Here is a 21,644-nt window from a genome sequence, read left to right as displayed (position 1 = left end):
TTCCAGTAGAACGCCGCCGTCCCATGTCCAAGAATCACACGAAACAAAAGGCTGCACAGGCCGCCACGTCAGGGCAACCCACCGAAGGCCCCCTCACCCACGAGGAACTCCAACTCTCCGGGCGCAACCACTCCATGCCATTGGAAGCCTTGCACGAGGACATCACTCCTGCGGGCCTGCATTACCTTTTGATCCACTTCGACATCCCGCTCGTGTCCGCCGAATCCTGGCGGTTGAGGTTGGGCGGGGCCGTGCACCGCAGCCTGGAGCTGAGCCTCGACGACATCAAGGCCCGGCCCGCCGTCACCATGCCCGTAACTCTTGAATGTGCCGGTAATGGGCGCTCACTGCTCCAACCTCGGCCCCTGAGCCAGCCCTGGGTACTCGGCGCAGTGGGCACGGCCGAGTGGACCGGGACGCCGTTGGCACCCCTGCTGGAGGAGGCAGGTTTGGCGAGTGACGCCGTCGAACTCGTTTTTACAGGTGCCGACAGCGGCATCCAAGGCGGGGTTGAAGAGCCGTATGCCCGGAGCCTTTCGATCGAAGAGGCCATGCATCCCGAAGTCATGCTGGCCTACGCCATGAACGGCCAACCCTTGCCGCCGCAGCACGGCTTTCCCCTGAGGCTGCTGGTGCCAGGGTGGTACGGCATGGCCAGTGTGAAGTGGCTGGCTTCCATCGAGGCAGTGAGGTCGAGGTTCACAGGTTGGCAGCAGTCCGTGGCTTACCACTACCTGCAGGGGCCAGATGGACCGGGCCTGCCCGTTTCCCACATCCGGGTTCGTTCACTGATGGTGCCGCCGGGAATACCCGACTTTTTCACGCGCCGCCGCGTCGTGGACGCCGGTCCGGTGATGCTGGAAGGGCGCGCATGGTCCGGTCACGGCGAAGTGGAACGGGTGGAAGTGGGAATCGACGGGGAATGGATGCCCGCGCACCTCGAACCGGCGCTGGGCGACTTCGCATGGCGGCGGTGGTCCATGGTGTGGGTGGCCAGTCCGGGCGAGCATGTGCTGCGGTGCCGGGCGATGGATACGTCGGGCGCATTGCAGTCGACCGAGCAGGTGTGGAACTACCAAGGACTGGGGAACAACATGGCCCAGCGGGTAGAGGTGACGGTGCGGTAGCTTGCTTGCGGTGGTTGCGCGGGCCGGTTGCGCCGAGTTGGTTGCGCCGAGTTCGCTGGAACACTGCGAGTAAGCCGGAACTTTCCAGCGAATTCGACGCTTTCCCGCGTCCTCGCAGTGCGCTTGCCGCCCCGTTAGACTCGATCCAATCATGAGTATCCCGTCATCATCCCCAGCAAGCGTCCGCGTTGATGCCTGGTTGTGGGCCATCCGCGCCTACAAGACGCGCTCCGCGGCTACTGCTGCCTGCCGCGCCGGGCATATCCGGATCAATGGAAACCCCGTGAAGGCCTCCCAAAGCGTGATCATCGGCGACACCATCCGCGTCCGCGAGTCCGGCTGGGAACGGATCCTCGAAGTCCGGCGACTTATCGCAAAACGCGTTGGTGCCGAGGCCGCATCGCACTGCTTCACCGACCACACTCCCCCGCGCCCCGTGGCACCCAAGCTCGGCCTTCCCCAGCGCGACCGCGGCGCCGGACGACCCACCAAAAAGGATCGCCGCGACATGGAGAAGCTCCGCGGCTGATCTTGCGGTGTTCAGCGTAGATTTTGCTGGATCATCAGGCTGGGCGCCAGCCGGAAACCGCGGAATCCCAAGCTTTTGCGACATCGACGTCCCGATCATCCAGCAGAAATTACCCGGCACTTATCCACAGGAGCATTTTTCTGACGTGAATCCCCTCGCGCCCGCTGCTTAGACTGGCCGGCACACCGCCGGAACAGCTTTGGGGAGCCTTATGTCACGCGTTACGTTTGCCGCTTTGTTGTCTTTACGAGGGCCGGCGGTGGTGCTCACCGTTGGGGCCGCTGTGCTTCTCAGTGGCTGCCAGGGCTCCGCAACACCCAGCGGCTCCCCTTCCGAGACAGGCTCGACGACGGCGTCACCCACCGTGAGCGTTTCGGTTCCGGCTGCTTCGCCTACTTCGTCCTCGTCCGGTGCCTACAAACCCGCTGATGCGCAGGGGAAGGCACAGAACGTTCCGGTTCCGGTGATGCCTGAGCTGGCGAAGGAGAACTCGAAGGCGGGGTTGGAGGCGTTCATTGGGTACTGGTATGCCGTCGGAAATTACGCTGATGAGACCGGCGATGTTTCTGGCCTGATCGCTCTCAGCACCCCCGAATGTAAAGCCTGCGCCCAATTCCAGAAGGCTGCCGTAGATGGCTCTAAATATGGCCGGTGGATTGTAGGCGGGAAAGTGAGCACCCCAAGGATTGAGGTTTCTTGGAACGCTGAGGAGACCACCCACCAAGCCAGAGTCCAAGTTATCCAGGAGGCAGCTACCTACTACAACGCAGACGGCACGGAAGGACGCCCGGCAGACGCGGCAACGAATGACGCGTTTATTATCGTCGCTAGTTTCGATTCGGCGTGGAAAGTTGTGGACACCGGTGTTATTCGTTAACCGGGCCCATCGCGGAATACTAGGCCTTGGTTTATCCGCTGCCCTGCTCGTCATCCCGATGTCAGTTCAAGTCGCTCAGGCAGATGAAGAGTGGGCAACTGCGAACAAAGCAGCCGGAACTATCGATGTGGGAGCTCGCTGGGTTCTCGATTCATCCACCGGAACATCCAGTCCCAGCCTCGGGGGCGCTGGCACTTCAGCAAGTGATCCCTACCAATACAAGCCGGACTTTCGCTGCACTCTCGGTGGCCCCGGGGCACGTGAAATGGGCTGTCTGACCCTTGAATGCCCACCTACAACACCCGGAGGGAAAGTGGGTTCACCGGTTATCTGGTTGAAAGCACCGAAAGCCGTCACTAACCCGACATTCACCGATTGGCAGCCTGTGGACGGTAAACCTGCGTGCCTCTATGACGCAGAGCCGCAGGACGTCCTGGCCGATATCGCTGCCCGGATCCTCACCGACTTCCGGCAACTCCCCGTCAACCCCGGAACACTTCAAGCCCAGCCGTTCCCCCACACCCTCAAAGGCGCACCCACCAACTTCTACACCAGCACAACCGCACAAACCTTCGACGTCACCATCCTCGGCCAAACAGTCCACCTCACCGCCACCCCGACCAGCTACACCTACAACTTCGGCGACGGCACCACCCTCGGCCCCACACCAGCCACCGGATACCCCATCCCCCAAACCGAATGGCTCACCACCGACACCCGCACCAGCCACACCTACACAAACACCGGCAACTACCCAGCCACCGCCACCACCACTTTCACCGGCACCTACTCGGTCAACAACGGCCCACCCCTGCCCATCAACGGAACCCTGAACCTCACCACCCCGCCCATCACCATCCAAGTCTGGAAAACAGAACGAGCCCTCGTCGCCGACACCTGCGAACAAGACCCCCAATCCTGGGGCTGCCCCGGCACCGAACCAACCCACTAAGGCCTCCGCAACGCCGCTTCCTGACCCGTTTTGAACCCGAAACAGCTCGAACCCGCCGGAAAATCACGCCATCCGGCCTCAAATAAGGGCAGGAAGCCACACAAGACCCAGCCGCCGGCCGCCACCACCCACTTTGATCACGAAACCTCCGGTGACACTCCACTCCAACGGCGCGTCCAGGCCATCACAGTTCCAAAATGGGTGGTGGCGGCACACGCAAAGACGGGAACCACGGCTTAAGAGAAGAAAAGCACCAGTTCCGAAGAACTGATGCTTCCCGGCGGCAAACATTAAGAGAACCAGGTCCCTGGAGGGCCCATGAACAGCAGGAAGCTGAACACAACCCCCACGGCAACCAAAGTCACAACAACAGCGAGAACCGGGTTTCGAAGGACCCAGGCCTGGGCCCTTTCAAAGCCCCCACGCGGCGTATCACCACCGGCGGCCAAGCGCCACCCGCCGGCAAGGAGGCCTCGGCGATCGAGCGACTTTTCCATGGGAATAGTGGCATAAGGAATCACAGCCGAGCAGATGGCAAGGATGCCCGTGCGCAGGGACCACTTCTGGTTGATCCAGGTGAAGGCGGCCGTCGCTGCGTAGCAAAGGAACACGAATCCATGGATGCCTCCGGCGATGCTCACCCCAACATCGGTAGTCCGGGTGACGTACTTAAGGAACAACCCGATCAGCAACAACGTCCAGGTCACGGCCTCGGCAAAAGCGACGGTACGGAACAAGGCGCGGGGTTGCATGGGAGTCCTCAGGTAGGAAACGGGAGACACTTCCAAACCTACCGTGACCGGCCAGCCCCTAAGAATCAGCAGCCGGCAGCGACTCACGGTGACGGATCCGCGAATCGCCGAACTCAAGTGCCACCGGCGCAATCTCCGTGGGTGGTTCGTGCCGTGACTTCGCCTTTCCCACAGCAATGTGCGGCAACCACCGCGGCGACCTGTACCCCAAGGCGGGCGAGCCCAGAATGAAGTCGTCAATGTTGTCGAGGCCCAGCTCATCGAGCAGCACATGCAAACCCTGAACCAGGAGGGCTTGATAGTCATGAACCTCTTGGGGAACATCCACCTCAAGCCCCATCAGACGGCCGCCACCCAGTGGCACCAGCTTGTCGGACTTCCCCAGAAAGCCCTGCAAAACAGGCAGTTCGGTCAACCAACTACTGATCTCAGGCAGCACCTTCCCGGGCTCTGCCCTTCCGTTTGTCCACGCTGCGATGTCCACGGCGAGCTCGTCCAGAATTCCCACGTGCAGCAAAGTCATATGCAGCCCTTGCGGCTTGCGCAGTGAATCAACGAACCGCTCAAGGCCCTGGTAGTCGGCGGGTCCGGCACGACGCGAAGAACCGGCACCTCCACGGTGACGCGCGGCTTGTCCGGGTTGCTGGCCGTCATGAACGCCATTATGCGCCGATCACGCACGCAACGGGAGGCCGACGGCGGAACCCGCCTGCCGCCGTCGGGCGCCGTGACGTCACCGGGCACAAAACCTCACCACCCGCCGTCGGGCGCTTCTACCAGTCGCCAAACCGTGAAGCAAGCCTTTCAGCGTTGACAGCGTCTTGTGACCCGTGCCATATTCGAAACGTGAACCTGTCAGACAGCCGGACAGCCGGACAGCAAGAGTCCCAGAGCGGCCACTCAGCGCATATGCCTATTTCGCGGATTTCCGCGGCTGAGGCCGTCTTTGCCGCACTCCGCCGGGCCATCGAAGGCGGACAGTTCGACATCGGCACCAAGCTGAGTTCTGAAGCGACCCTGGCTGCCCAGTATGGCGTCAGCCGTTCAGTGATCCGGGAGGCTCTGAGGTCGTGCAATACCTTGGGCCTCACTGTCACCAAAACCGGCAAGGGCACTTTCATTGTGGCCAACAAGGTTGCTAATGACCTTACCTTGGGCCAGTACAGCGCGCGCGATCTTAACGAAGCACGTCCTCACATCGAGATCCCGGCTGCCGGCCTGGCGGCTGAGAGAAGGACGCAAGAAGAGCTTGAGCACCTGAAGGACATCATCCAGGAAATGCTCAACGAGAACGACCCCGAAGCCTGGGTAAACCTTGATGCCAGCTTCCACTCGGCCGTTGCGCGGGCCAGTGGGAACCGGGTGTTCGCGAGCGTGGTGTCGGACATCCGCGAAGCGTTGGCACACCAGTCCGAAACCTTGAACCTCGTCGCTGACCGGCAACACCGTTCGGACCAGGAACACGTCGCCATCCTCGACGCCATCGAGGCGGGCGACTCCCACGCCGCAAGCAAGGCGATGGCCGCCCACCTGCAGGCCGTCAGCGTGGCACTGGACACAATCCTCAGCAAATGACACTCCCAAAGGACACCGACACCATGCCCGCCCCCAAAGCACCGGCACACGAAGCACGGGCACACGAAGCCGCCGCACACGCCACCCAGGCGCCCGCCCCGGCACCTGCCGCCCACAAAGCGACGGCCCCCAACCACGTCCCCCTGGTCGAAGTGACCCGGGACGGACTGCTGGAAAGCGTCCACTACGGTTCACTGATCGCGCTTGCCGCAGATGACAGCAGCATCGTCGAGGCCGGCCAGCCCGACGCCCCCATGTACCCGCGCTCAAGCCTGAAGCCATTGCAGGCTGTCGCGCTGCTCAAGGCCGGCCTGGACATCCCCGAAAACCTCCTGGCCCTCACGGCTGCCAGCCATTCCGGCGCGAAAATGCACCGCGACGGCGCTACCGAAATCCTGAAGCTCCACGGCCTCACCGACGCGGCCCTGGCAAACAGCACGGACATCCCCTACGGCGTGGCCGAGCGCGAGGAGTGGCTCCGTGCAGGAAACGGCCCCACCCACATCACGCAGAACTGCTCCGGCAAGCACGCCTCGATGACCGCAGTGTGCGTCATCAACGGCTGGCCTGTGGAGGGATACTTGCACCCCGAGCACCCGCTGCAGGTGCTGGTCCGCGACACCATCACCGAGCTGACCGGCGAGGAAGCCGCCGCCGTCAGCACTGATGGCTGCGGCACTCCGCTGTTCGCCCACTCCCTGCACGGCATGGCCCGCGCTTATGGCCGTCTGGCCGCCGCGGACGAGGACACCCTCGAAGGCAAGGTGGCCCACGCCATGCGCCGCTTCCCGGAGATGGTGGCCGGCGAAGGCCGCGACGTCACAGCCCTCATGCGAGCCGTACCGGGCCTGCTCGCGAAGGACGGCTTCGAAGGGCTGCAACTTGTCGGCCTCCCGGACGGCACCGGACTGGCAGTCAAGATTTCCGACGGCGGCGACCGCGCCCGCATGCCCGTCACCGTTGAGGTCCTCCGCCGTCTGGGTGTCGACGGCGGCAGCCTGGACACGCTTCAAAGCCCCCCTGTGCTGGGCGGCGGCCTTCCGGTCGGCGAACTCCGCGCATCAGATTTTTCAGCAACCAACCAAGGACAGCTATGACCACCGTCGATCAGGCGATCCCCCTCCGTTCCGAACACGACCTCCTGGGCGACCGCGATGTACCCGCGGACGCCTACTGGGGCGTCCACACACTGCGTGCCATCGAGAACTTCCCCATCACCGGGCAGCCGCTCTCCACCAACAAGCACCTGGTCCGCGGGCTGGCTGCAGTGAAGCAGGCAGCCGCCCGGACCAACCACGAGCTCGGCCTCCTGGACTCAGAACGTGCCAACGCCATTGAGCAGGCCTGCCAGGACATCCTGGACGGCAAGCTGCAGGAACAGTTCATGGTGGATGTGATCCAGGGCGGAGCCGGCACCAGCTCCAACATGAACGCCAACGAGGTCATCGCCAACCGTGCGCTGGAGATCCTGGGACACCCCAAGGGCGACTACTCCAAGCTGCACCCGAACGACCACGTGAACCTGAGCCAGTCCACCAACGACGTCTACCCGACGGCGGTCAACCTCGCCACGATCTTCTCCGTCAAGGAACTCCTGACAGCGCTGGAAGAACTCGAAGAGGCCTTCGCCGAAAAGGGCCGCGAGTTCCGCACCGTCGTGAAGATGGGCCGTACGCAGTTGCAGGACGCTGTTCCGATGACCTTGGGCCAGGAGTTCGGGGGCTACGCCGTCACCATTGGCGAGGACCGCGCACGCCTGGACGAGTCCCACATGCTCATCCACGAGATCAACCTTGGCGCTACGGCGATCGGCACCGGCTTGAATGCCCCGGTCGGTTACGCCGAGGCCGCCTGCCGCCACCTGGCCGATATCACAGGCCTGCCGCTGCTCACTGCCGCCGACCTCATCGAGGCCACCCAGGATGTGGGAGCGTTTGTTCACCTCTCCGGTGTACTGAAGCGTGTGGCAGTGAAGCTTTCCAAGATTTGCAACGACCTCCGCCTGCTGTCCTCCGGACCGCGCGCGGGATTGGGTGAGATCAACCTTCCGGCCGTGCAGTCCGGTTCGTCGATCATGCCCGGCAAGATCAATCCGGTGATCCCGGAAGTGGTCAGCCAAGTGGCGTACGAAGTCATCGGCAACGATGTCACAGTCACCATGGCCGCGGAGGCAGGCCAGCTTCAGCTGAATGCCTTCGAACCGATCATTGTGCACAGCCTGCACAAGAGCATCTCCCACCTGGAAGCAGCGTGCCGCACCCTTACGGCACGCTGCGTCCGGGGCATCACCGCAAACACCGAACGGCTACGGCTTACCGTGGAGCAGTCGATCGGTCTCGTCACGGCATTGAACCCCCACATCGGTTACGCCTCCGCCACCGCCATTGCCCAGGAGGCGCTGGCAACGGGCAAGGGTGTGGCAGAACTTGTTTTGGAGCACGGCCTTTTGACCGCTGCCCAGCTCGAAGAATTGCTCAGTCCAGAACGTCTGGCCAACCTGAGCAAATAGGCCCACAACGGCCAAAAGCCCAGCGGCTTAATTCAGCCGTCCCGCCCGATGAGGCATACCCCAATCGAGGCGCTGTCTTGTGTGCCCGGAACCCCGACCGGCTGCGCCCAAGACAACCCCAACAGGACACTCCTAAGGATTCCAATGACCAATCCCATCACTGACCACACGGTTCCGGCCCAAGCGCACGCCAGTGAGAAAGCCCTCCACAAAGAGGACACTGGCTACCACAAGGACCTCAAGCCCCGTCAGATCCAGATGATCGCTATCGGTGGCGCCATCGGCACCGGCCTGTTCCTTGGCGCAGGTGGCCGCCTCAACGCCGCCGGCCCCTCCCTGGTGATCGCGTACGCCGTCTGTGGCTTCTTCGCTTTCCTGATCCTCCGCGCACTGGGCGAACTGGTGCTGCACCGCCCTTCGTCGGGATCGTTCGTCTCCTACGCCCGTGAGTTCTACGGCGAGAAGGCGGCCTTCGTCTCGGGCTGGTTCTACTGGATCAACTGGGCCACCACCACCATCGTGGACATCACGGCCGCAGCCCTCTACATGAACTTCTTCGGCAAATACGTGCCGTGGATGGGCGCCGTGCCGCAATGGGCGTGGGCCCTCATCGCCTTGGTAGTGGTGCTGAGCCTGAACCTGGTCTCCGTCAAGGTCTTCGGCGAGATGGAGTTCTGGTTCGCGCTGATCAAGGTTGCTGCCCTGGTGGCCTTCCTGCTCGTGGGCACCTACTTCGTCATCTTCGGCACCCCGGTTGATGGCCAAACAGTCGGCTTCAGCCTAATCTCGGACAACGGCGGCATTTTCCCGAACGGCATCCTCCCCATGATCATCCTCATGCAGGGTGTCCTGTTCGCGTACGCTTCCATCGAACTCGTGGGTACCGCGGCGGGCGAGACCAAGGAACCCGAGAAGATCATGCCCAAGGCGATCAACTCCGTGGTCTTCCGTATCGCAGTTTTCTACGTCGGCTCGGTCATCCTGCTGGCGCTGCTGCTCCCGTACACCTCGTACCAGAAGGGCGTCAGCCCGTTCGTGACGTTCTTCGGATCCATCGGTGTCCAGGGCGTTGACGTGATCATGAATCTCGTTGTCCTCACCGCCGCACTGTCCTCCTTGAACGCCGGCCTGTACTCCACGGGCCGTATCCTCCGCTCCATGTCCGTGGCCGGTTCCGCTCCGAAGTTCGCACAGCGCATGAACAAGGCCGGTGTGCCCTACGGCGGCATCGCCATCACCGCCGGTGTTTCCCTGCTCGGTGTTCCGCTGAACTACCTCGTCCCGTCCGACGCTTTCGAGATCGTCTTGAACGTCGCCTCCGTAGGCATCATCGTCACCTGGGCCACCATCGTCCTGTGCCAGATGCAGCTCAAGCGCTGGGCGGACAAGGGTTGGGTCAAGCGCCCGTCCTTCCGCCTGTTCGGTGCCCCGTACACCGGCTGGTTGTCGCTGCTCTTCCTTGCCGGCGTCCTGGTGATGGTGTTCATCGAGTCGCCGCTCACCATGCTGGTCACGGCAGTCGCCTGCGCGCTGATGGTCTGGGGCTGGTTCATGTGCCGCAAGCAGATCCACGAACTTGCGGCCACCCGCGATGGCTACACCGGCAGCGCTCCGGTGATCGCCAACCGTCCGCTGCCTGGCGGCGGCGACAAGTAAAGCAACGCCTGACTCACGACGGCGGCACCCGGGTTCCGTAACAGCGGAACGTGGGTGCCGCCGTCGTCCGTTAACGCCCCAACTGGGGGACAGCACATGTCGCAATGACGCCCCAATACGACATTTGCTGTCCCCCAGTTGGGTGGGGACGCGGCGGAGACAGACATCCGATCATTCGTGGCTACTATTGGTCCATGGCTGTGACAGACGAGGCGATCAGCAAGATCAAGGACATGCTGATCCGGGGCGAACTCAAGGCCGGCGATCGGCTTCCGCCGGAGAAGGAACTGAGCGAACGGCTCGGCCTGTCCAGAAGCTCGCTGCGCGAAGCGGTAAAGGCCCTGGAGCTGATCCGGGTGCTGGATGTGCGCCGCGGTGACGGAACCTACGTGACCAGCCTCGACGCCAAACTGCTCAACGAGGCCGTAGCGTTCGTGGTGGATCTGCACCAGGACCGCTCCATCCTGGAGCTCTTCGAGGTCCGACGAATCCTTGAACCCGCCACGGCCCACCTCGCGGCGGCGAAGATCACCCCGGAAAAACTCTTGGCCCTGCGCGCAACGATGGACGGAATCGACGAGAACACGGACGTTGAGGAACTCGTCGCCCACGACCTCGAATTCCACAGCATCATCACCGAAGCCGCCGGGAACGACTACTTGGGCAGCCTCCTCGAAGCCCTGTCCAGCAGCACTGTCCGGGCGCGGATCTGGCGTGGGCTGACCCAGGAAAAGGCTGTGTCACACACCTTGGCGGAGCATCGGGCCATCGCCGACGCACTGGAACGCGGGGACGCGGAGCTGGTGCGCGCGCTGGTCACTGTGCACATCAGCGGCGTGGAGAACTGGCTGCGCCAAGCTCTCTAGGCATCCAAGCTCTCTAGGCATCCACCATCGGGTTGGCTGCCAGCCCATAGGTACGGATCGCGGTCCCCTCCAAAACCGCGTCCTGCTCAGCCGGGCTCAGCGCGGAGACGAGTTCCAGCAGCACATCGAGCGTCCGGCCATACGGTGCCCCGAGGGTGCTCACCGGCCAGTCGCCGCCGATCATCAAACGCCCGGCCCCGAAAGCCTCCATGGCGGTTTCGAAGAGCGGCCGCAACGCCTCGCTGGTGTACGGCTGCCCCGCGACGTGAAGCCCGGAGAGTTTCGCCACGGTGTTCGGCTCACGTCCCAAAGCGAGGAAATCCTTGCGCCACGAGTCCATGAGCACCGGGTCGGCCAAAGGTGGCTTGCCCAGGTGGTCAAGGACAACGATCAATTCTGGAAGCTCCCGGGCCAGCCGGACCGTCGCACCCAAATGCCGCGGGAAAGCATCGGGAACGTCGAATGTGAGGCCACGGCGCGCCACCAAAGCCAACGATTCCCGCACGGAGGGAAGGTCCAGGAAATCCGGCCGGGGATCGTTATGCACCAGATGCCGCACGCCCCGGAACACCGGGTTCGCTGCGAAGCGGTCCAGCTGGAAAGCCGCCTCGGCCGGAGCATCCAGCCGGATCCAGCCAACCACCCCCACAACCCAGGGGTTCCGGGAAGCCACGGCCAGCATGCTCTCGGTATCGGCAACGGTGTCATCAGCCTGGACCAGCACCGCTCCCCTGACACCAGCGGCATCGAGTGTCTCCCATGCTTCGTCCTCGCCAAAGCTGCGGAACAGCGCCCCATGGTGAGGGCCGAGCCAGGAGTAGGGCCGCTCACCGCCCGTGACGAAGGTGTCCAAGGCCCACAGATGCAAGTGCGAATCAATCACTGCCCAGTCCCTCCAGCGCCGCCCACAGCTCCTCGGGAACCGGCTGGTCCATCCGTTCCGCGTTGGTGACCATCTGTTCAGGGGAGGTTGCCCCAGCCGTCACGTTCACGACTGCCGGATGCCGCAGCGGGAACTGGAGTGCCGCCGTCGGAAGTTCCACGCCGAAATCGCGGCAAAGGGCCGCGAGCGCCCGGGCCCTCTCCAGCACAGCCTGCGGTGCTTGCCCGTAGTTGTAGTGCGCATCATCAGGGACCTCGGGACGGGCCAGGAGACCAGAGTTATAGGCGCCAACGCTTATGACGCCGGTGCGGCGCTGCCTGCAGCGTTCAAGCAGGGGAACGTCGGGCTGCTCCAGCAGGGTGTAGCGTCCAGCGAGCATCACGAGGTCAAGGTCGGCCGCTTCGATGCACTCCAGGGCGGCTTCGGCGGAGTTCGTGCCGACCCCGATGGCCGAGACAAGGCCCTCGGACCGGAGTTTTTCCAGCGCGGGCAGCCCCTGCGTGATTCCGGCGTGAAGGTCATGGACGTCGGGATCGTGCAGGTAAACGATGTCCACGTAGCTCAGCCCAAGCCGCTCCAACGATTCTTCGATGCTGCGCCGGATGCCTGCCTCGCTGAAGTCCCAGACGCGTCGAGTTGTAGCCGGGACGTCGAAGCCCTCGGAGTCGCGCCCGCCGGCGGGGTTGGGTTCCAGCAAACGGCCAACCTTGGTGGAGACGACGAACTCATCACGCGGCTTGTCCCGCAGGACGGCGCCGAGTCTCTGCTCCGACAGGCCAAGGCCGTAGTGCGGCGCGGTGTCGAAGTATCGGACTCCTGCGTCCCAGGCGGCCAGCACCGTGGCAAGGGCTTCACCGTCCGGGATGGCGCGGTAAAGGTTACCGATCCCGGCCCCGCCGAAGCCGAGCCTGCCCAGCCTGTGGAGGTCGAGTGAGTTCACGGCAGTTCCCATACTTTCGGGATACCCGTATCCGTCCCTGAGTAATCGTCCTGGACGTCCAAAAGTTCAGCCATCCGGGTTTGCCACGGCACATTGGCTGGATGGTCGGCGAGGGCATGCCGCATCGCCTGGTAGTCGTCCACGTCCACTACATGGAAGAGGTCGAGTCCGCTGCGCCAGATCCGCCAGTTCCGAACGCCGGCTTCCTTCAGCGCGGACACGAGTTCCGGAGGGATGTGCGCGTGGGCGTCGGCGTACTCATCTTCCGTGCCCGGTTTGAGCCTGGTGTGCAGGGCGATGCTCTCAACCATGGCTGACCGTCGGTTCCACGGAGGGCTTGAGGAAAAGTTCCAGCACCGGGACTGCCGCGTCGGGCCTTTGCACCGGCAGCTTGATGGTCAGTGTTCCTGGCGGTTGGCCTCCCGGGGTCATGTTCATGGCCTGCTGGTCCGGGTCCACCTCGCGAAGGAACACTTCCGACGCGTCATTGAGCAGCTGGGCGTACTCCACCTTCCCGGCCAAGCCGGGCAGGTGCACGTATTCGAACGGCCAGGCGAACAAATGCACATAGAGCCGGTCCCCGCGTTGGGTGTACCGGACGTCCGAGGGAGCGGTGAACGGGGAAACACCCGCGCCGTAAATGGAGCGGGAATGCAGTTTCATCCACTCCCCTATTTCCTCCAGCGACTCCAGCGCCCGCGGATCAATGGTTCCCCTCCCCGTTGGGCCCACGTTGAGCAGCAGGTTTCCGCCCTTGGACACCCCGTCGATCAGCATCCGGATGAGCAGGTCCACTGACTTGTAGTTTTGATTGTCCCGGTCGTACCCCCAGCTGCCGTTCAGCGTCTGGCAAGCCTCCCAGGTGACGGGTTCGCCGTCGAGCATCATGGGGCCGGCGGGCTGGTACTGCTCCGGCGTGACAAAGTCTCCCGGGATGTCCAGGCGGTCATTGACCACGATGCCCGGCTGAAGCTCGCGCACCATCGTCAGCAGCTCTTCCGAGTCCCAGTCCTTCCGGCCCTTGCCACCCCAGAACTGCCCGTGGCCGTCGCCGGCATAGGAGAAATCGAAGAACAGATAGTCAATGGTGCCGTAGTTGCTCAAGAGTTCGCGCACCTGCCCGTGGAGGTACTCACGGTAGCGGTCCATGTCGCGGCCACTGTTCAAACGTTCGACGTCGGCCGCGTTGCGTTGCGGATGTACCCCGTCGATGGTGAAGTCGGGGTGGTGCCAGTCAACGAGCGAGTGGTAAAAACCGACCTTCAGCCCCTCGGCGCGGAGTGCTTCCACATACGGCCGGATGAGGTCCCTGCCGGCGGGGGTATTGGTGGCCTTGTAGTCGGTGAGGGCCGAATCCCACAGGCAGAATCCGTCGTGGTGCTTGGTGGTGAGGACGACGTACTTCATCCCGGCGGCGCGGGCGGCTCTGGCCCATTCGCGGGGGTCGTACAGGTCAGGATCGAAGCGCCGGAAGTACTTCGAGTACTCCTCCACGGTGATCTCTTCCCTGTTCATGACCCATTCGTGCCGTGCGGGCAGGGCGTAGATGCCCCAATGCACGAACATCCCGAAGCGTGCTTCCTCGAACCAGGGGGCATGCTGGATCACTGGTCTTCCTTCCATACCGGGCCGTCAGGAAAGCTGTACGCGGCCAGTGTTTCACGGAGCATTTCGTTTCCGGCACCTGGACTCGACGGCGGCCAGTACGCGCCGCTGTGGACCTCCACCGGGCTGATGAAGTGTTCGTGGAGGTGGTCAACGAACTCGATGGTCCGTCCCTCCTTGGTTCCGGACACCGCGACGTAGTCGAACATGGACAAGTGCTGCACGGCTTCGCACAATCCCACCCCGCCTGCATGCGGGCAGACACGGACACCAAATTTGGCGGCCAAGAGCAGAATGGCAATGTTCTCGTTGACGCCGGCCACGCGGGCCGCGTCGATCTGGAGCACCTGCAGGGAACCTGCCTGCAGCATCTGCTTGAACACCACCCGGTTCTGCACGTGCTCCCCTGTTGCCACCGGAATCGGCGCAACAGCCCGGGCGATCGCGGCGTGGCCGAGGATGTCATCCGGGCTGGTGGGTTCCTCGATCCAGGCGATGTCGTAGGGGGCCAGGTGGGCCATCCAGTCGATGGCCTCCTGCACGTCCCAACGTTGATTGGCATCCACGGCGATCCTGATATCCGGACCAACGGCCTCCCGCGCAGCACGGACCCGCCGGATGTCGTCCTCCAGGGACGCCCCCACCTTCAACTTGATCTGCTCGAAGCCGTCAGCCACGGCTTCCTTGGCCAACCGCGTCAGTTTCGCGTCGCTGTAACCCAGCCAGCCCGGCGTCGTGGTGTAGGCGGGGTAGCCTTCGGCGCGAAGTGCCACCTTCCGCTGTTCCCGTCCGGGTTCGGCGGCGCGAAGGATGGCCAGTGCTTCATCCGGCGTGAGGGCATCCGTGAGGTAGCGGAAGTCCACCAACGCCACGAGTTCTTCGGGCGTCATGCGTGCGAGCAGTTCCCACAGGGGCAGCCCCGCGCGCTTGGCTTTCAGGTCCCACAGGGCGTTGACGACGGCGCCGATCGCCATGTGCATGACGCCCTTTTCGGGTCCGAGCCAGCGGAGTTGGGAGTCGTGGGCCAGGAGTTTCCAAGTGGCTCCCATGTCGTCGAGGAGTTCTTCGACGCAAAGGCCAAGGATGTGCTCCTTGAGGGCGCCGATTGCTGCGGTCTCCACCTCGTTGCCGCGGCCAATGGTGAACACGAAGCCGTGGCCCTCGTGCCCGTCGCCGGCGTCCGTGCGGATGATCAGGTAGGCGGCGGAGTAGTCCGGGTCCGGATTCATGGCGTCGGAGCCGTCGAGGTTCAGGGATGTGGGGAAACGGATATCGAACGTTTCCACTGCGGTGATGAGGCTCATGGGGCTCCTGGCTGGATTAGCTGTTCTTCGTTGAAGCTAAACATCGGATGTATGTCTTGTCAATGGGTCACATTTCCGTATTATGGGAGGAAACATCACACTAGAGCTCGGATGTTAGTCCCGAACGCACGGAGGAAGCCATGACCTTGAAATTCGCCAGGCTGGGTACGGCCGGAAACGAACAACCGGCAGTCATCGCCGAGGACCCCAACGGCGACGAGAAGTACTACAGCCTTGCGCCCCTGACCAAGGACATCGACGGCGGCTTCCTCGCCTCGGACGGTATCGGACGCACCCGCGAGGCCTTGGATAAAGAGGAACTGCCGGAAATTCCGGTTGAGGGACTGCGCATCGGAGCACCTGTTGCCCGGCCTGGATCCGTCATCGCGATCGGCCTGAACTACACTGCGCACGCCGCCGAATCCGGCGCGACACCGCCCGAAGTTCCGGTCGTATTCCTGAAACCAAGCAACACCATCGCCGGACCGTACGACGCCGCTCCCATTCCGCCGTCGTCGGAAAAGTACGACTGGGAGGTGGAACTGGCCATCATCATCGGCAAGGAAGCGTCATACCTTTCCACCCTGGAAGAGGCCGAAGACAGCATCGCCGGTTATGCGGTGGCCAACGATCTCTCCGAGCGTGAGTACCAGATCCCCGGGGCTGCCGGACAGTGGACCAAGGGCAAGTCGCTCCCGGGCTCGACTCCCCTGGGTCCCTGGCTGGTCCCCGCCTCCGAGATCGATCCAGGCAACCTTCGCCTCCGGACCCTGGTCAACGGCGAGGCCCGCCAGGATTCCAATACCTCGGACATGATCTTCGACCCCGCAACGATCGTCCACCACCTCAGCCAGTACATGGTCCTTGAACCCGGCGATGTGATCATCACAGGAACCCCCGAGGGCGTGGCGTTGTCCGGCCGCTTCCCGTTCATCCAACCCGGTGACGTGGTGGAGCTGGAAATCGACGGCCTCGGAAGCCAGCGCCAGGAGTACTTCCGCGCGCACGCCGGGTCAGCCCGCCCGGTTGCCGTCGCCGGCACCAACGCCTGAGGCCGGACCATGACCACCACGGAATTTGATGGCCTCGCGGCAATCGTCACAGGTGGGGCTTCCGGGATCGGGGCGGCCATCGCGGATCGCCTCGCTGCAGGCGGCGCCCAGGTCGCGGTCCTGGACCTCACACCGGAAGCCAGCCCGCACTTCGGCGTGCAGTGCAACGTGGCCGACGACGCCTCGGTGCGAACCGCCGTCGAGCATGTCGCCCAGCGGTTCGGCCGACTGGACATCGTCATCAACAACGCCGGAATCGGGGCGCAAGGCGACGTTGCCGCGAACGATGACGACGAGTGGCTGCGCGTCCTCAACATTAACGTCGTGGGGATCGCGCGCGTCAGCCGGGCGGCGCTGCCGTATCTTCGCGAGTCGCCGGCCGCTTCGATCGTCAACACCTGCTCCATCGCCGCAACGGCGGGCCTGCCGCAGCGTGCGCTGTACTCAGCGTCGAAGGGCGCGGTCCTGTCCCTGACATTGGCGATGGCCGCGGACCACGTTCGCGAAGGCATCCGCGTGAACTGCGTCAATCCCGGCACCGTGGACACCCCATGGGTGGGCAGGCTGCTGAACTCCGCCGCTGATCCCGCCGGCGAGCGCGCAGCCCTCAACGCCCGCCAGCCCCACGGACGCATGGTGGATCCCGCCGAAGTAGCCGGCGCGGTGGCTTACCTGGCGAGTCCGCTGTCAGGCTCGACGTCGGGTACGTCGCTGGCAGTCGACGGCGGCATGCAGGGTCTGCGGCTTCGCCCGGTTCAGTAGGGGGCCGGTTCAGTATGGGGTTCCGTAACGCAACGAAGCCGCAACGTTCCCCGGCAGTGATTCGCTTATGCTCAACTCCAACGAATCAATGGCGACTCACTGACAGCCCCAGGAGAAGAACTCATGACCAATTGGCGCATCCGGGACTTCCACTCCTCTGATCTCGACGGCATACTCCATCTGTGGGAGTCCCTCAAGGCCGACGGCGTGGAGCCCGTCTACGCATTGTCCGAAGTCCTGGCGTCCTGCGAGAAGGACCATGCCGTGGTCGCGGTTCAGGGAGAGCAGGTGGTGGGTGCCGCCGTCGGACGTGCCGCCCATGACCAAGGCTGGATCGTCTTCCTGGCGACTCTTCCCGAGTTCCGCGGCCGGGGCATCGGCACCTCGCTGCTGGCCGCCGTCGAAAACCGGATGGCTCCGCACGGCCTCAATAAACTCTCCGCGCTGATGCCGGAGACCGAAACGCGGGTCGAGGCCTTCCTCGGCCGCGGGTTCGTGGTGAAGAAGAACCTGCGCTATTTCGAGCGGACCATTCCCGTGCAGCGCCAGGAACTCGGTGCGCTGGGACTGCTCGGTGGGCGCGTCCTGGCGCGCGACCTGTGGGAGAACGTGGCCGGTATGCGCCGTGAGAAGGAACTGCTGGAGCGGCGGCTGGTGCTTCCCCTGGCCGAAGCCGACCTCGCCGATGAATACGGCGTTGTTCCACCGCGGGCCGTGGTGCTGTTCGGTCCACCTGGCACGGGCAAGACCACGTTCGCCAAAGCCATCGCCTCACGCCTGGAGTGGCCCTTCGTTGAGGTATTCCCGTCCCGTTTGGCCTCCGATCCCAAGGGTTTGGCGGGCGCCTTGCGGGAGACCTTCCTGGAGATCGCCGAGCTGGAGCACGCCGTCGTGTTCATCGACGAGGTGGAAGAGATCGCCTCCCAACGCGCCGGTGATCCGCCGTCGCCGCTCCAGGGCGTCACCAACGAGCTCCTCAAAATCATCCCGGCTTTCCGCGAACAGCCCGGCCGCTTGCTGGTGTGCGCCACCAACTTCATCCGTGCGCTCGATACTGCGTTCCTCCGGCACGGGCGCTTCGACTACGTCATCCCCATTGGGCTTCCGGACGTCCATGCCCGGGAGGCCATGTGGCAACGGTTCATCCCGGCGTCGGTGGTCGACTCGGTGGATGTTGCGCAGTTGGTCGAGCGGACCGAGGGCTTCTCGCCCGCGGATATCGAGTTCGCCGCGCGCAGCGCCTCCCAGCGGGCCTTGGAAAAGGCCGTGTACGACGACGGTGCTGCCGCCGGCTCTGCCTCGGACGGCGCCAACGGGCGGAAAGGCCCGGTCACCCAGGACTACCTCGACGCAATCGCGGACACCCGCACAACTGTCAGCCCCGAAGTGCACCAGGACTTCCTGGAAGACATCGACGTCCTGGGCCGCGTTTAGGGACTTGCGCAGCGAGTTCGCGGGAAACGCTGCCAGATCGCCGCTATTTTCCGGGCGCACTGGACGCGTTCCCGCGAACCCGGCGCGGGCTCGCCGGGCACCGGTAATCTTTGAGCCATGTCCACGAATCCCCTCCGCCATGCCCTCTCCCGGATGGGCGGGCGCGATCCCCATGAGAAACACCGCACCGCCACCCCGCTTGAGCTGTTCTTCGACCTGACTTTCGTCATCGCCTTCGGAGTGGCAGGCAACCAATTTGCCCACGCTGTTGCCGAGGCGCACTTCTGGCCAGGTCTCCTTGCCTTCTCCTTCGCGATGTTCGCGGTGATCTGGGCCTGGATCAATTTCACCTGGTTCGCCAGCGCCTACGACACCGATGACTGGGTTTTCCGCGTAGTCACCATGGTGCAGATGGTGGGTGTCCTCATCCTGGCCATGGGCATCGAGCCGGTGTTCCACTCCATCATTGACGGCAAGCACGTGGACAACTTCACCATGGTGCTCGGCTACATCGTCATGCGCGTAGCCCTGGTCTTTCAGTGGCTGCGCGCTGCCCGCCAAGACCCCGAACGCCGGGAAACGTGTTTGCGCTACGCAAAGTACGTCTCGATTGTCCAAGTTGGCTGGGTTGCTGTCCTGTTGATCGACGCCGGCGTTCTCACCACGTTTCTCATGGCAGCGCCTTTGTTCGTCCTGGAGATGTCAGTTCCCGGACTTGCTGAACGCAAAGCCCGGACGCCTTGGCATGCCCACCATATTGCCGAGCGCTACGGACTGCTTGCCATCATTGCCCTGGGCGAGTGCCTGATCGGTGCCATTGAGACACTGCGGGCGATGGTTGCCCTGCATGGCTGGACGCTGGACACCGCGTTGGTTGGCTTCAGCGGCACGGGGTTGGCCTTCGCCATGTGGTGGATCTATTTCATCCTGCCCTCAGGTCCGGCGCTCCATCTCCAAAGGCACCGCTCATGGGTCTTCGGTTATGCGCATATGCCGGTCTTTGCAGGCATTGCTGCCACTGGTGCCGGCCTACACGTAGCTGCCTACTACATCGACCATGAGGCCAGCATCAGTGCAGCCGCGGCCGTGGCATCGATAGCCATCCCCATCATTCTTTTCAAGGCGTCGCTGACAACGCTTTACGGGTTCATGCTCAACCCGGACCGCGAATTGTTGTGGAGCACTGTCCTTGTGGTGCTTGGCTTGGCGGCCAGTATCGCCATGGCCGCAGCGGGTGCATCCGTGCCCGTGTGCATGCTGGAGATGATGCTGGTCCTGGGGCTCTCCATTGCCTACGACGAACGGCGTGGACACAAGGGGCGGGCGGCCGCATTGCGTCGGCTGGAAGCTGCGGCCGGCTAGCGCCTGGGGCCGGCTGACTAATCCGGAACGATCTCGTCCAGCTCCTCGAGCAGGTGCGGGTTGATCCGATGGAGGATCAGCCGGACCTCCTCTTTGGGAACGGCCGCGTAGAGCACCGGACGGGCATCGGCGTACCGGGTCACCGGTGGTTTGTCGGGCCACTTCTCCGCCAGCGCCCGGACGCGTTCCGGCAAGGAATTGTGGGCATTGTCCGCAATTTTGACCAACGTGGCGTCGTGGTCCTCCGCGACGTACCGGATGCCGGCGTCGTAATCATCGGGGTCGTCGTGGAAGCGCCGGGTGACGCGCTCGATAATGGCGAGGGCACGCTCCGAAACGCCCATATCCAGCAGCGCTTGCCGGGTGATGGGGGTGTCTTCGGCGATGTCGTGGAGGTAGCCCGCAATCTGGATGTCCTCGTCGAAGTCGGCAAGGGCATCGCCGACAGCCAGGACGTGCTCCCGATACGGACGCTTGAGTTTGTCCTTCTGGCGGTTGTGGGCCACCTCCGCCAGGACCTGGGCTGTCTCTACGGTGAAGCGTGGTTCAGTCATTGTGGCCTCCGGATTGGCAATGGAGCTTCAGGGATGGTCCTCCCGTTCAGGCTATCCGTTGCGGCGGCATGGATGTACCGCCTACCAATCCTGGACAGCACGTGCGGCGATCGCCACGGTGACTGCCCGGGGCAAACGCTGGGCGAACCCCGCGGCCACCCGGTTCATCCACCCCGAGACGACGCTGCCGGGTGTTACCTTGCGGTCGAGTGCCTTAAGGGCCGTCTCCACCACCTGGGCCGAGGTTTGCATAGGGCCAACCGCCGCCGACTGGCTCCCCAGGACGTCGAAGAACTCCGTCTTTGTGGCTCCCGGGCACAGTGCCAGGACGTTTAGCCCGGAGTCCTTGGTTTCGTGGGCTACGGCCTCCGTGAAGCTCAGGACGAAGGCCTTGGTGGCGCCGTAGACAGCCATGCCGGGGATCGGCTGGAACGCCGCAGTACTGGCCACATTCACCAGCGCACCTTTGCCGGAAGTGAGCATCGAAGGCAGGAAAGCCCGTGTGATATCAACCAAGGCAGCAACGTTGAGCGCGATCTCCGACGCTATGACCGCTGGATCTTCCTCCACCAACGGCCCATGGGTACCGAAGCCTGCGTTGTTGATGAGGGTGTCCACGGCGATGCCGCGTCCAGACAGTTCATTGAAGAGCTCCGCCCCGACGCCTGGCCGGCCGAGGTCCATGGGGAGCACTGTCACAGTGATGCCGTGCTCGCTACGCAGTTGCTGGGCCAGCTCTTCCAGACGATCAACACGCCGGGCAACCAGCACAAGGTTGGAACCCCGGGCTGCGAAGCGCTGCGCGAACTCGGCCCCGAGCCCGGAACTGGCTCCCGTGATGAGCGCGGTGGTACCGGAGTAGGTCATGGTCATGATGGTTCCCGTCGTTGTATGGGGGACTGATG

The 21,644-nt window shown here is 63.7% G+C and carries 23 protein-coding genes; 13 read left to right on the top strand and 10 right to left on the bottom strand.

Annotation, left to right across the window (positions count from 1 at the left end):
* Nucleotides 1-23: 23 nt before the first annotated feature.
* From PQ627_RS14720 to PQ627_RS14705, 4 genes are all read left to right on the top strand, one after another.
* The gene (locus tag PQ627_RS14720; RefSeq protein ID WP_274262182.1) at nt 24-1,127 is read left to right on the top strand and encodes a sulfite oxidase; all 1,104 of its coding nucleotides are present in this window, start codon (nt 24-26) and stop codon (nt 1,125-1,127) included.
* Between the two features lie 151 nt (nt 1,128-1,278).
* Nucleotides 1,279-1,656, top strand: a complete 378-nt coding sequence (locus PQ627_RS14715) for an RNA-binding S4 domain-containing protein (protein WP_017198775.1) — start codon at nt 1,279-1,281, stop codon at nt 1,654-1,656.
* A gap of 364 nt (nt 1,657-2,020) precedes the next feature.
* Nucleotides 2,021-2,533, top strand: a complete 513-nt coding sequence (locus PQ627_RS14710) for a DUF6318 family protein (protein WP_274262179.1) — start codon at nt 2,021-2,023, stop codon at nt 2,531-2,533.
* A gap of 313 nt (nt 2,534-2,846) precedes the next feature.
* The gene (locus PQ627_RS14705) at nt 2,847-3,485 is read left to right on the top strand and encodes a PKD domain-containing protein (RefSeq protein ID WP_274262177.1); all 639 of its coding nucleotides are present in this window, start codon (nt 2,847-2,849) and stop codon (nt 3,483-3,485) included.
* Between the two features lie 290 nt (nt 3,486-3,775).
* On the opposite strand, the gene PQ627_RS14700 is transcribed toward PQ627_RS14705, so the two are convergent.
* From PQ627_RS14700 to PQ627_RS14690, 3 genes are read right to left on the bottom strand one after another with little or no spacing between them, the layout of a single operon-like run.
* Nucleotides 3,776-4,267, bottom strand: coding sequence for a DUF3817 domain-containing protein (locus tag PQ627_RS14700; protein ID WP_274262175.1), 492 nt, complete (start codon nt 4,265-4,267; stop codon nt 3,776-3,778).
* Nucleotides 4,268-4,295: 28 nt separating this feature from the next.
* Nucleotides 4,296-4,760 (bottom strand): hypothetical protein, encoded by a 465-nt coding sequence (locus PQ627_RS14695; protein ID WP_274262173.1) that lies wholly within the window; start codon nt 4,758-4,760, stop codon nt 4,296-4,298.
* The gene (locus PQ627_RS14690) at nt 4,757-4,891 is read right to left on the bottom strand and encodes a hypothetical protein (protein ID WP_274262171.1); all 135 of its coding nucleotides are present in this window, start codon (nt 4,889-4,891) and stop codon (nt 4,757-4,759) included. Before PQ627_RS14690 ends, PQ627_RS14695 begins: the two co-directional genes overlap by 4 nt.
* Before the next feature lie 192 nt (nt 4,892-5,083).
* Between PQ627_RS14690 and PQ627_RS14685 the strand changes: the two genes are divergently transcribed.
* The 5 genes from PQ627_RS14685 (at nt 5,084) to PQ627_RS14665 (ending at nt 10,843) form a co-directional block, all read left to right on the top strand.
* Complete coding sequence (locus PQ627_RS14685; protein ID WP_274262169.1) at nt 5,084-5,812, top strand: FadR/GntR family transcriptional regulator; 729 nt, start codon at nt 5,084-5,086, stop codon at nt 5,810-5,812.
* Entirely contained in the window at nt 5,809-6,909 is a 1,101-nt protein-coding gene (locus PQ627_RS14680) for an asparaginase (protein ID WP_274262167.1), read from the top strand. Before PQ627_RS14685 ends, PQ627_RS14680 begins: the two co-directional genes overlap by 4 nt.
* The gene (aspA, locus tag PQ627_RS14675; RefSeq protein WP_274262165.1) at nt 6,906-8,321 is read left to right on the top strand and encodes an aspartate ammonia-lyase; all 1,416 of its coding nucleotides are present in this window, start codon (nt 6,906-6,908) and stop codon (nt 8,319-8,321) included. The genes PQ627_RS14680 and aspA overlap by 4 nt, the downstream gene beginning before the upstream one ends.
* Before the next feature lie 144 nt (nt 8,322-8,465).
* Nucleotides 8,466-9,977, top strand: a complete 1,512-nt coding sequence (locus PQ627_RS14670; RefSeq protein ID WP_274262163.1) for an amino acid permease — start codon at nt 8,466-8,468, stop codon at nt 9,975-9,977.
* A gap of 194 nt (nt 9,978-10,171) precedes the next feature.
* The gene (locus PQ627_RS14665; protein WP_144662255.1) at nt 10,172-10,843 is read left to right on the top strand and encodes a FadR/GntR family transcriptional regulator; all 672 of its coding nucleotides are present in this window, start codon (nt 10,172-10,174) and stop codon (nt 10,841-10,843) included.
* 13 nt (nt 10,844-10,856) lie between these two features.
* On the opposite strand, the gene PQ627_RS14660 is transcribed toward PQ627_RS14665, so the two are convergent.
* The 5 genes from PQ627_RS14660 to PQ627_RS14640 are packed head-to-tail and all read right to left on the bottom strand — an operon-like array spanning nt 10,857 to nt 15,575.
* Complete coding sequence (locus tag PQ627_RS14660; RefSeq protein ID WP_274262161.1) at nt 10,857-11,726, bottom strand: amidohydrolase family protein; 870 nt, start codon at nt 11,724-11,726, stop codon at nt 10,857-10,859.
* On the bottom strand, nt 11,719-12,678 hold the full coding sequence (locus PQ627_RS14655; RefSeq protein ID WP_274262159.1) for an aldo/keto reductase: 960 nt from the start codon (nt 12,676-12,678) through the stop codon (nt 11,719-11,721). Before PQ627_RS14655 ends, PQ627_RS14660 begins: the two co-directional genes overlap by 8 nt.
* Entirely contained in the window at nt 12,663-12,977 is a 315-nt protein-coding gene (locus PQ627_RS14650) for an L-rhamnose mutarotase (protein ID WP_274262157.1), read from the bottom strand. Before PQ627_RS14650 ends, PQ627_RS14655 begins: the two co-directional genes overlap by 16 nt.
* A complete protein-coding gene (locus PQ627_RS14645; RefSeq protein ID WP_274262155.1) occupies nt 12,970-14,274 on the bottom strand; it encodes an alpha-L-fucosidase in 1,305 nt (434 codons plus the stop codon). Before PQ627_RS14645 ends, PQ627_RS14650 begins: the two co-directional genes overlap by 8 nt.
* Nucleotides 14,271-15,575, bottom strand: coding sequence for an L-fuconate dehydratase (locus PQ627_RS14640; RefSeq protein WP_274262153.1), 1,305 nt, complete (start codon nt 15,573-15,575; stop codon nt 14,271-14,273). The genes PQ627_RS14645 and PQ627_RS14640 overlap by 4 nt, the downstream gene beginning before the upstream one ends.
* Nucleotides 15,576-15,715: 140 nt before the next feature.
* Between PQ627_RS14640 and PQ627_RS14635 the strand changes: the two genes are divergently transcribed.
* From PQ627_RS14635 to PQ627_RS14620, 4 genes are all read left to right on the top strand, one after another.
* Nucleotides 15,716-16,627: a fumarylacetoacetate hydrolase family protein gene (locus tag PQ627_RS14635; RefSeq protein WP_274262151.1), complete on the top strand. Its 912-nt coding sequence runs from the start codon at nt 15,716-15,718 to the stop codon at nt 16,625-16,627.
* Between the two features lie 9 nt (nt 16,628-16,636).
* Nucleotides 16,637-17,389 (top strand): SDR family NAD(P)-dependent oxidoreductase, encoded by a 753-nt coding sequence (locus PQ627_RS14630; protein WP_274262149.1) that lies wholly within the window; start codon nt 16,637-16,639, stop codon nt 17,387-17,389.
* Nucleotides 17,390-17,512: 123 nt separating this feature from the next.
* Nucleotides 17,513-18,823 (top strand): ATP-binding protein, encoded by a 1,311-nt coding sequence (locus tag PQ627_RS14625; protein ID WP_274262147.1) that lies wholly within the window; start codon nt 17,513-17,515, stop codon nt 18,821-18,823.
* A gap of 117 nt (nt 18,824-18,940) precedes the next feature.
* Nucleotides 18,941-20,185, top strand: a complete 1,245-nt coding sequence (locus tag PQ627_RS14620) for a low temperature requirement protein A (protein ID WP_274262145.1) — start codon at nt 18,941-18,943, stop codon at nt 20,183-20,185.
* Between the two features lie 17 nt (nt 20,186-20,202).
* Here the strand turns inward: PQ627_RS14620 and PQ627_RS14615 are convergent, their stop codons facing one another.
* Both PQ627_RS14615 and PQ627_RS14610 read right to left on the bottom strand, forming a co-directional pair.
* Entirely contained in the window at nt 20,203-20,739 is a 537-nt protein-coding gene (locus tag PQ627_RS14615; protein ID WP_144662235.1) for an HD domain-containing protein, read from the bottom strand.
* An 81-nt stretch (nt 20,740-20,820) separates the two neighbouring features.
* On the bottom strand, nt 20,821-21,612 hold the full coding sequence (locus PQ627_RS14610) for an SDR family NAD(P)-dependent oxidoreductase (protein WP_274262143.1): 792 nt from the start codon (nt 21,610-21,612) through the stop codon (nt 20,821-20,823).
* Nucleotides 21,613-21,644: the final 32 nt, after the last annotated feature.

The sequence above is a fragment of the Paenarthrobacter sp. AB444 genome, assembly GCF_028736865.1.
GTDB classification, from domain to species: Bacteria; Actinomycetota; Actinomycetes; order Actinomycetales; family Micrococcaceae; genus Arthrobacter; species Arthrobacter nicotinovorans_B.
The sequence above is the reverse complement of the archived record's forward strand: the minus strand, read 5'-3'. Positions and strand labels throughout refer to the sequence as shown.

What these genes read in the sequence shown, in the direction of transcription:
- PQ627_RS14720 (WP_274262182.1), top strand. Translation starts at nt 24, where the DNA reads ATGTCCAAGAATCACACGAAACAAAAGGCTGCACAGGCCGCCACGTCA.
- PQ627_RS14715 (WP_017198775.1), top strand. Translation starts at nt 1,279, where the DNA reads ATGAGTATCCCGTCATCATCCCCAGCAAGCGTCCGCGTTGATGCCTGG.
- PQ627_RS14695 (WP_274262173.1), bottom strand. Translation starts at nt 4,760, where the DNA reads ATGACTTTGCTGCACGTGGGAATTCTGGACGAGCTCGCCGTGGACATC.
- PQ627_RS14690 (WP_274262171.1), bottom strand. Translation starts at nt 4,891, where the DNA reads ATGACGGCCAGCAACCCGGACAAGCCGCGCGTCACCGTGGAGGTGCCG.
- PQ627_RS14680 (WP_274262167.1), top strand. Translation starts at nt 5,809, where the DNA reads ATGACACTCCCAAAGGACACCGACACCATGCCCGCCCCCAAAGCACCG.
- aspA (WP_274262165.1), top strand. Translation starts at nt 6,906, where the DNA reads ATGACCACCGTCGATCAGGCGATCCCCCTCCGTTCCGAACACGACCTC.
- PQ627_RS14670 (WP_274262163.1), top strand. Translation starts at nt 8,466, where the DNA reads ATGACCAATCCCATCACTGACCACACGGTTCCGGCCCAAGCGCACGCC.
- PQ627_RS14665 (WP_144662255.1), top strand. Translation starts at nt 10,172, where the DNA reads ATGGCTGTGACAGACGAGGCGATCAGCAAGATCAAGGACATGCTGATC.
- PQ627_RS14655 (WP_274262159.1), bottom strand. Translation starts at nt 12,678, where the DNA reads ATGGGAACTGCCGTGAACTCACTCGACCTCCACAGGCTGGGCAGGCTC.
- PQ627_RS14650 (WP_274262157.1), bottom strand. Translation starts at nt 12,977, where the DNA reads ATGGTTGAGAGCATCGCCCTGCACACCAGGCTCAAACCGGGCACGGAA.
- PQ627_RS14640 (WP_274262153.1), bottom strand. Translation starts at nt 15,575, where the DNA reads ATGAGCCTCATCACCGCAGTGGAAACGTTCGATATCCGTTTCCCCACA.
- PQ627_RS14635 (WP_274262151.1), top strand. Translation starts at nt 15,716, where the DNA reads ATGACCTTGAAATTCGCCAGGCTGGGTACGGCCGGAAACGAACAACCG.
- PQ627_RS14630 (WP_274262149.1), top strand. Translation starts at nt 16,637, where the DNA reads ATGACCACCACGGAATTTGATGGCCTCGCGGCAATCGTCACAGGTGGG.
- PQ627_RS14625 (WP_274262147.1), top strand. Translation starts at nt 17,513, where the DNA reads ATGACCAATTGGCGCATCCGGGACTTCCACTCCTCTGATCTCGACGGC.
- PQ627_RS14620 (WP_274262145.1), top strand. Translation starts at nt 18,941, where the DNA reads ATGTCCACGAATCCCCTCCGCCATGCCCTCTCCCGGATGGGCGGGCGC.
- PQ627_RS14615 (WP_144662235.1), bottom strand. Translation starts at nt 20,739, where the DNA reads ATGACTGAACCACGCTTCACCGTAGAGACAGCCCAGGTCCTGGCGGAG.
- PQ627_RS14610 (WP_274262143.1), bottom strand. Translation starts at nt 21,612, where the DNA reads ATGACCATGACCTACTCCGGTACCACCGCGCTCATCACGGGAGCCAGT.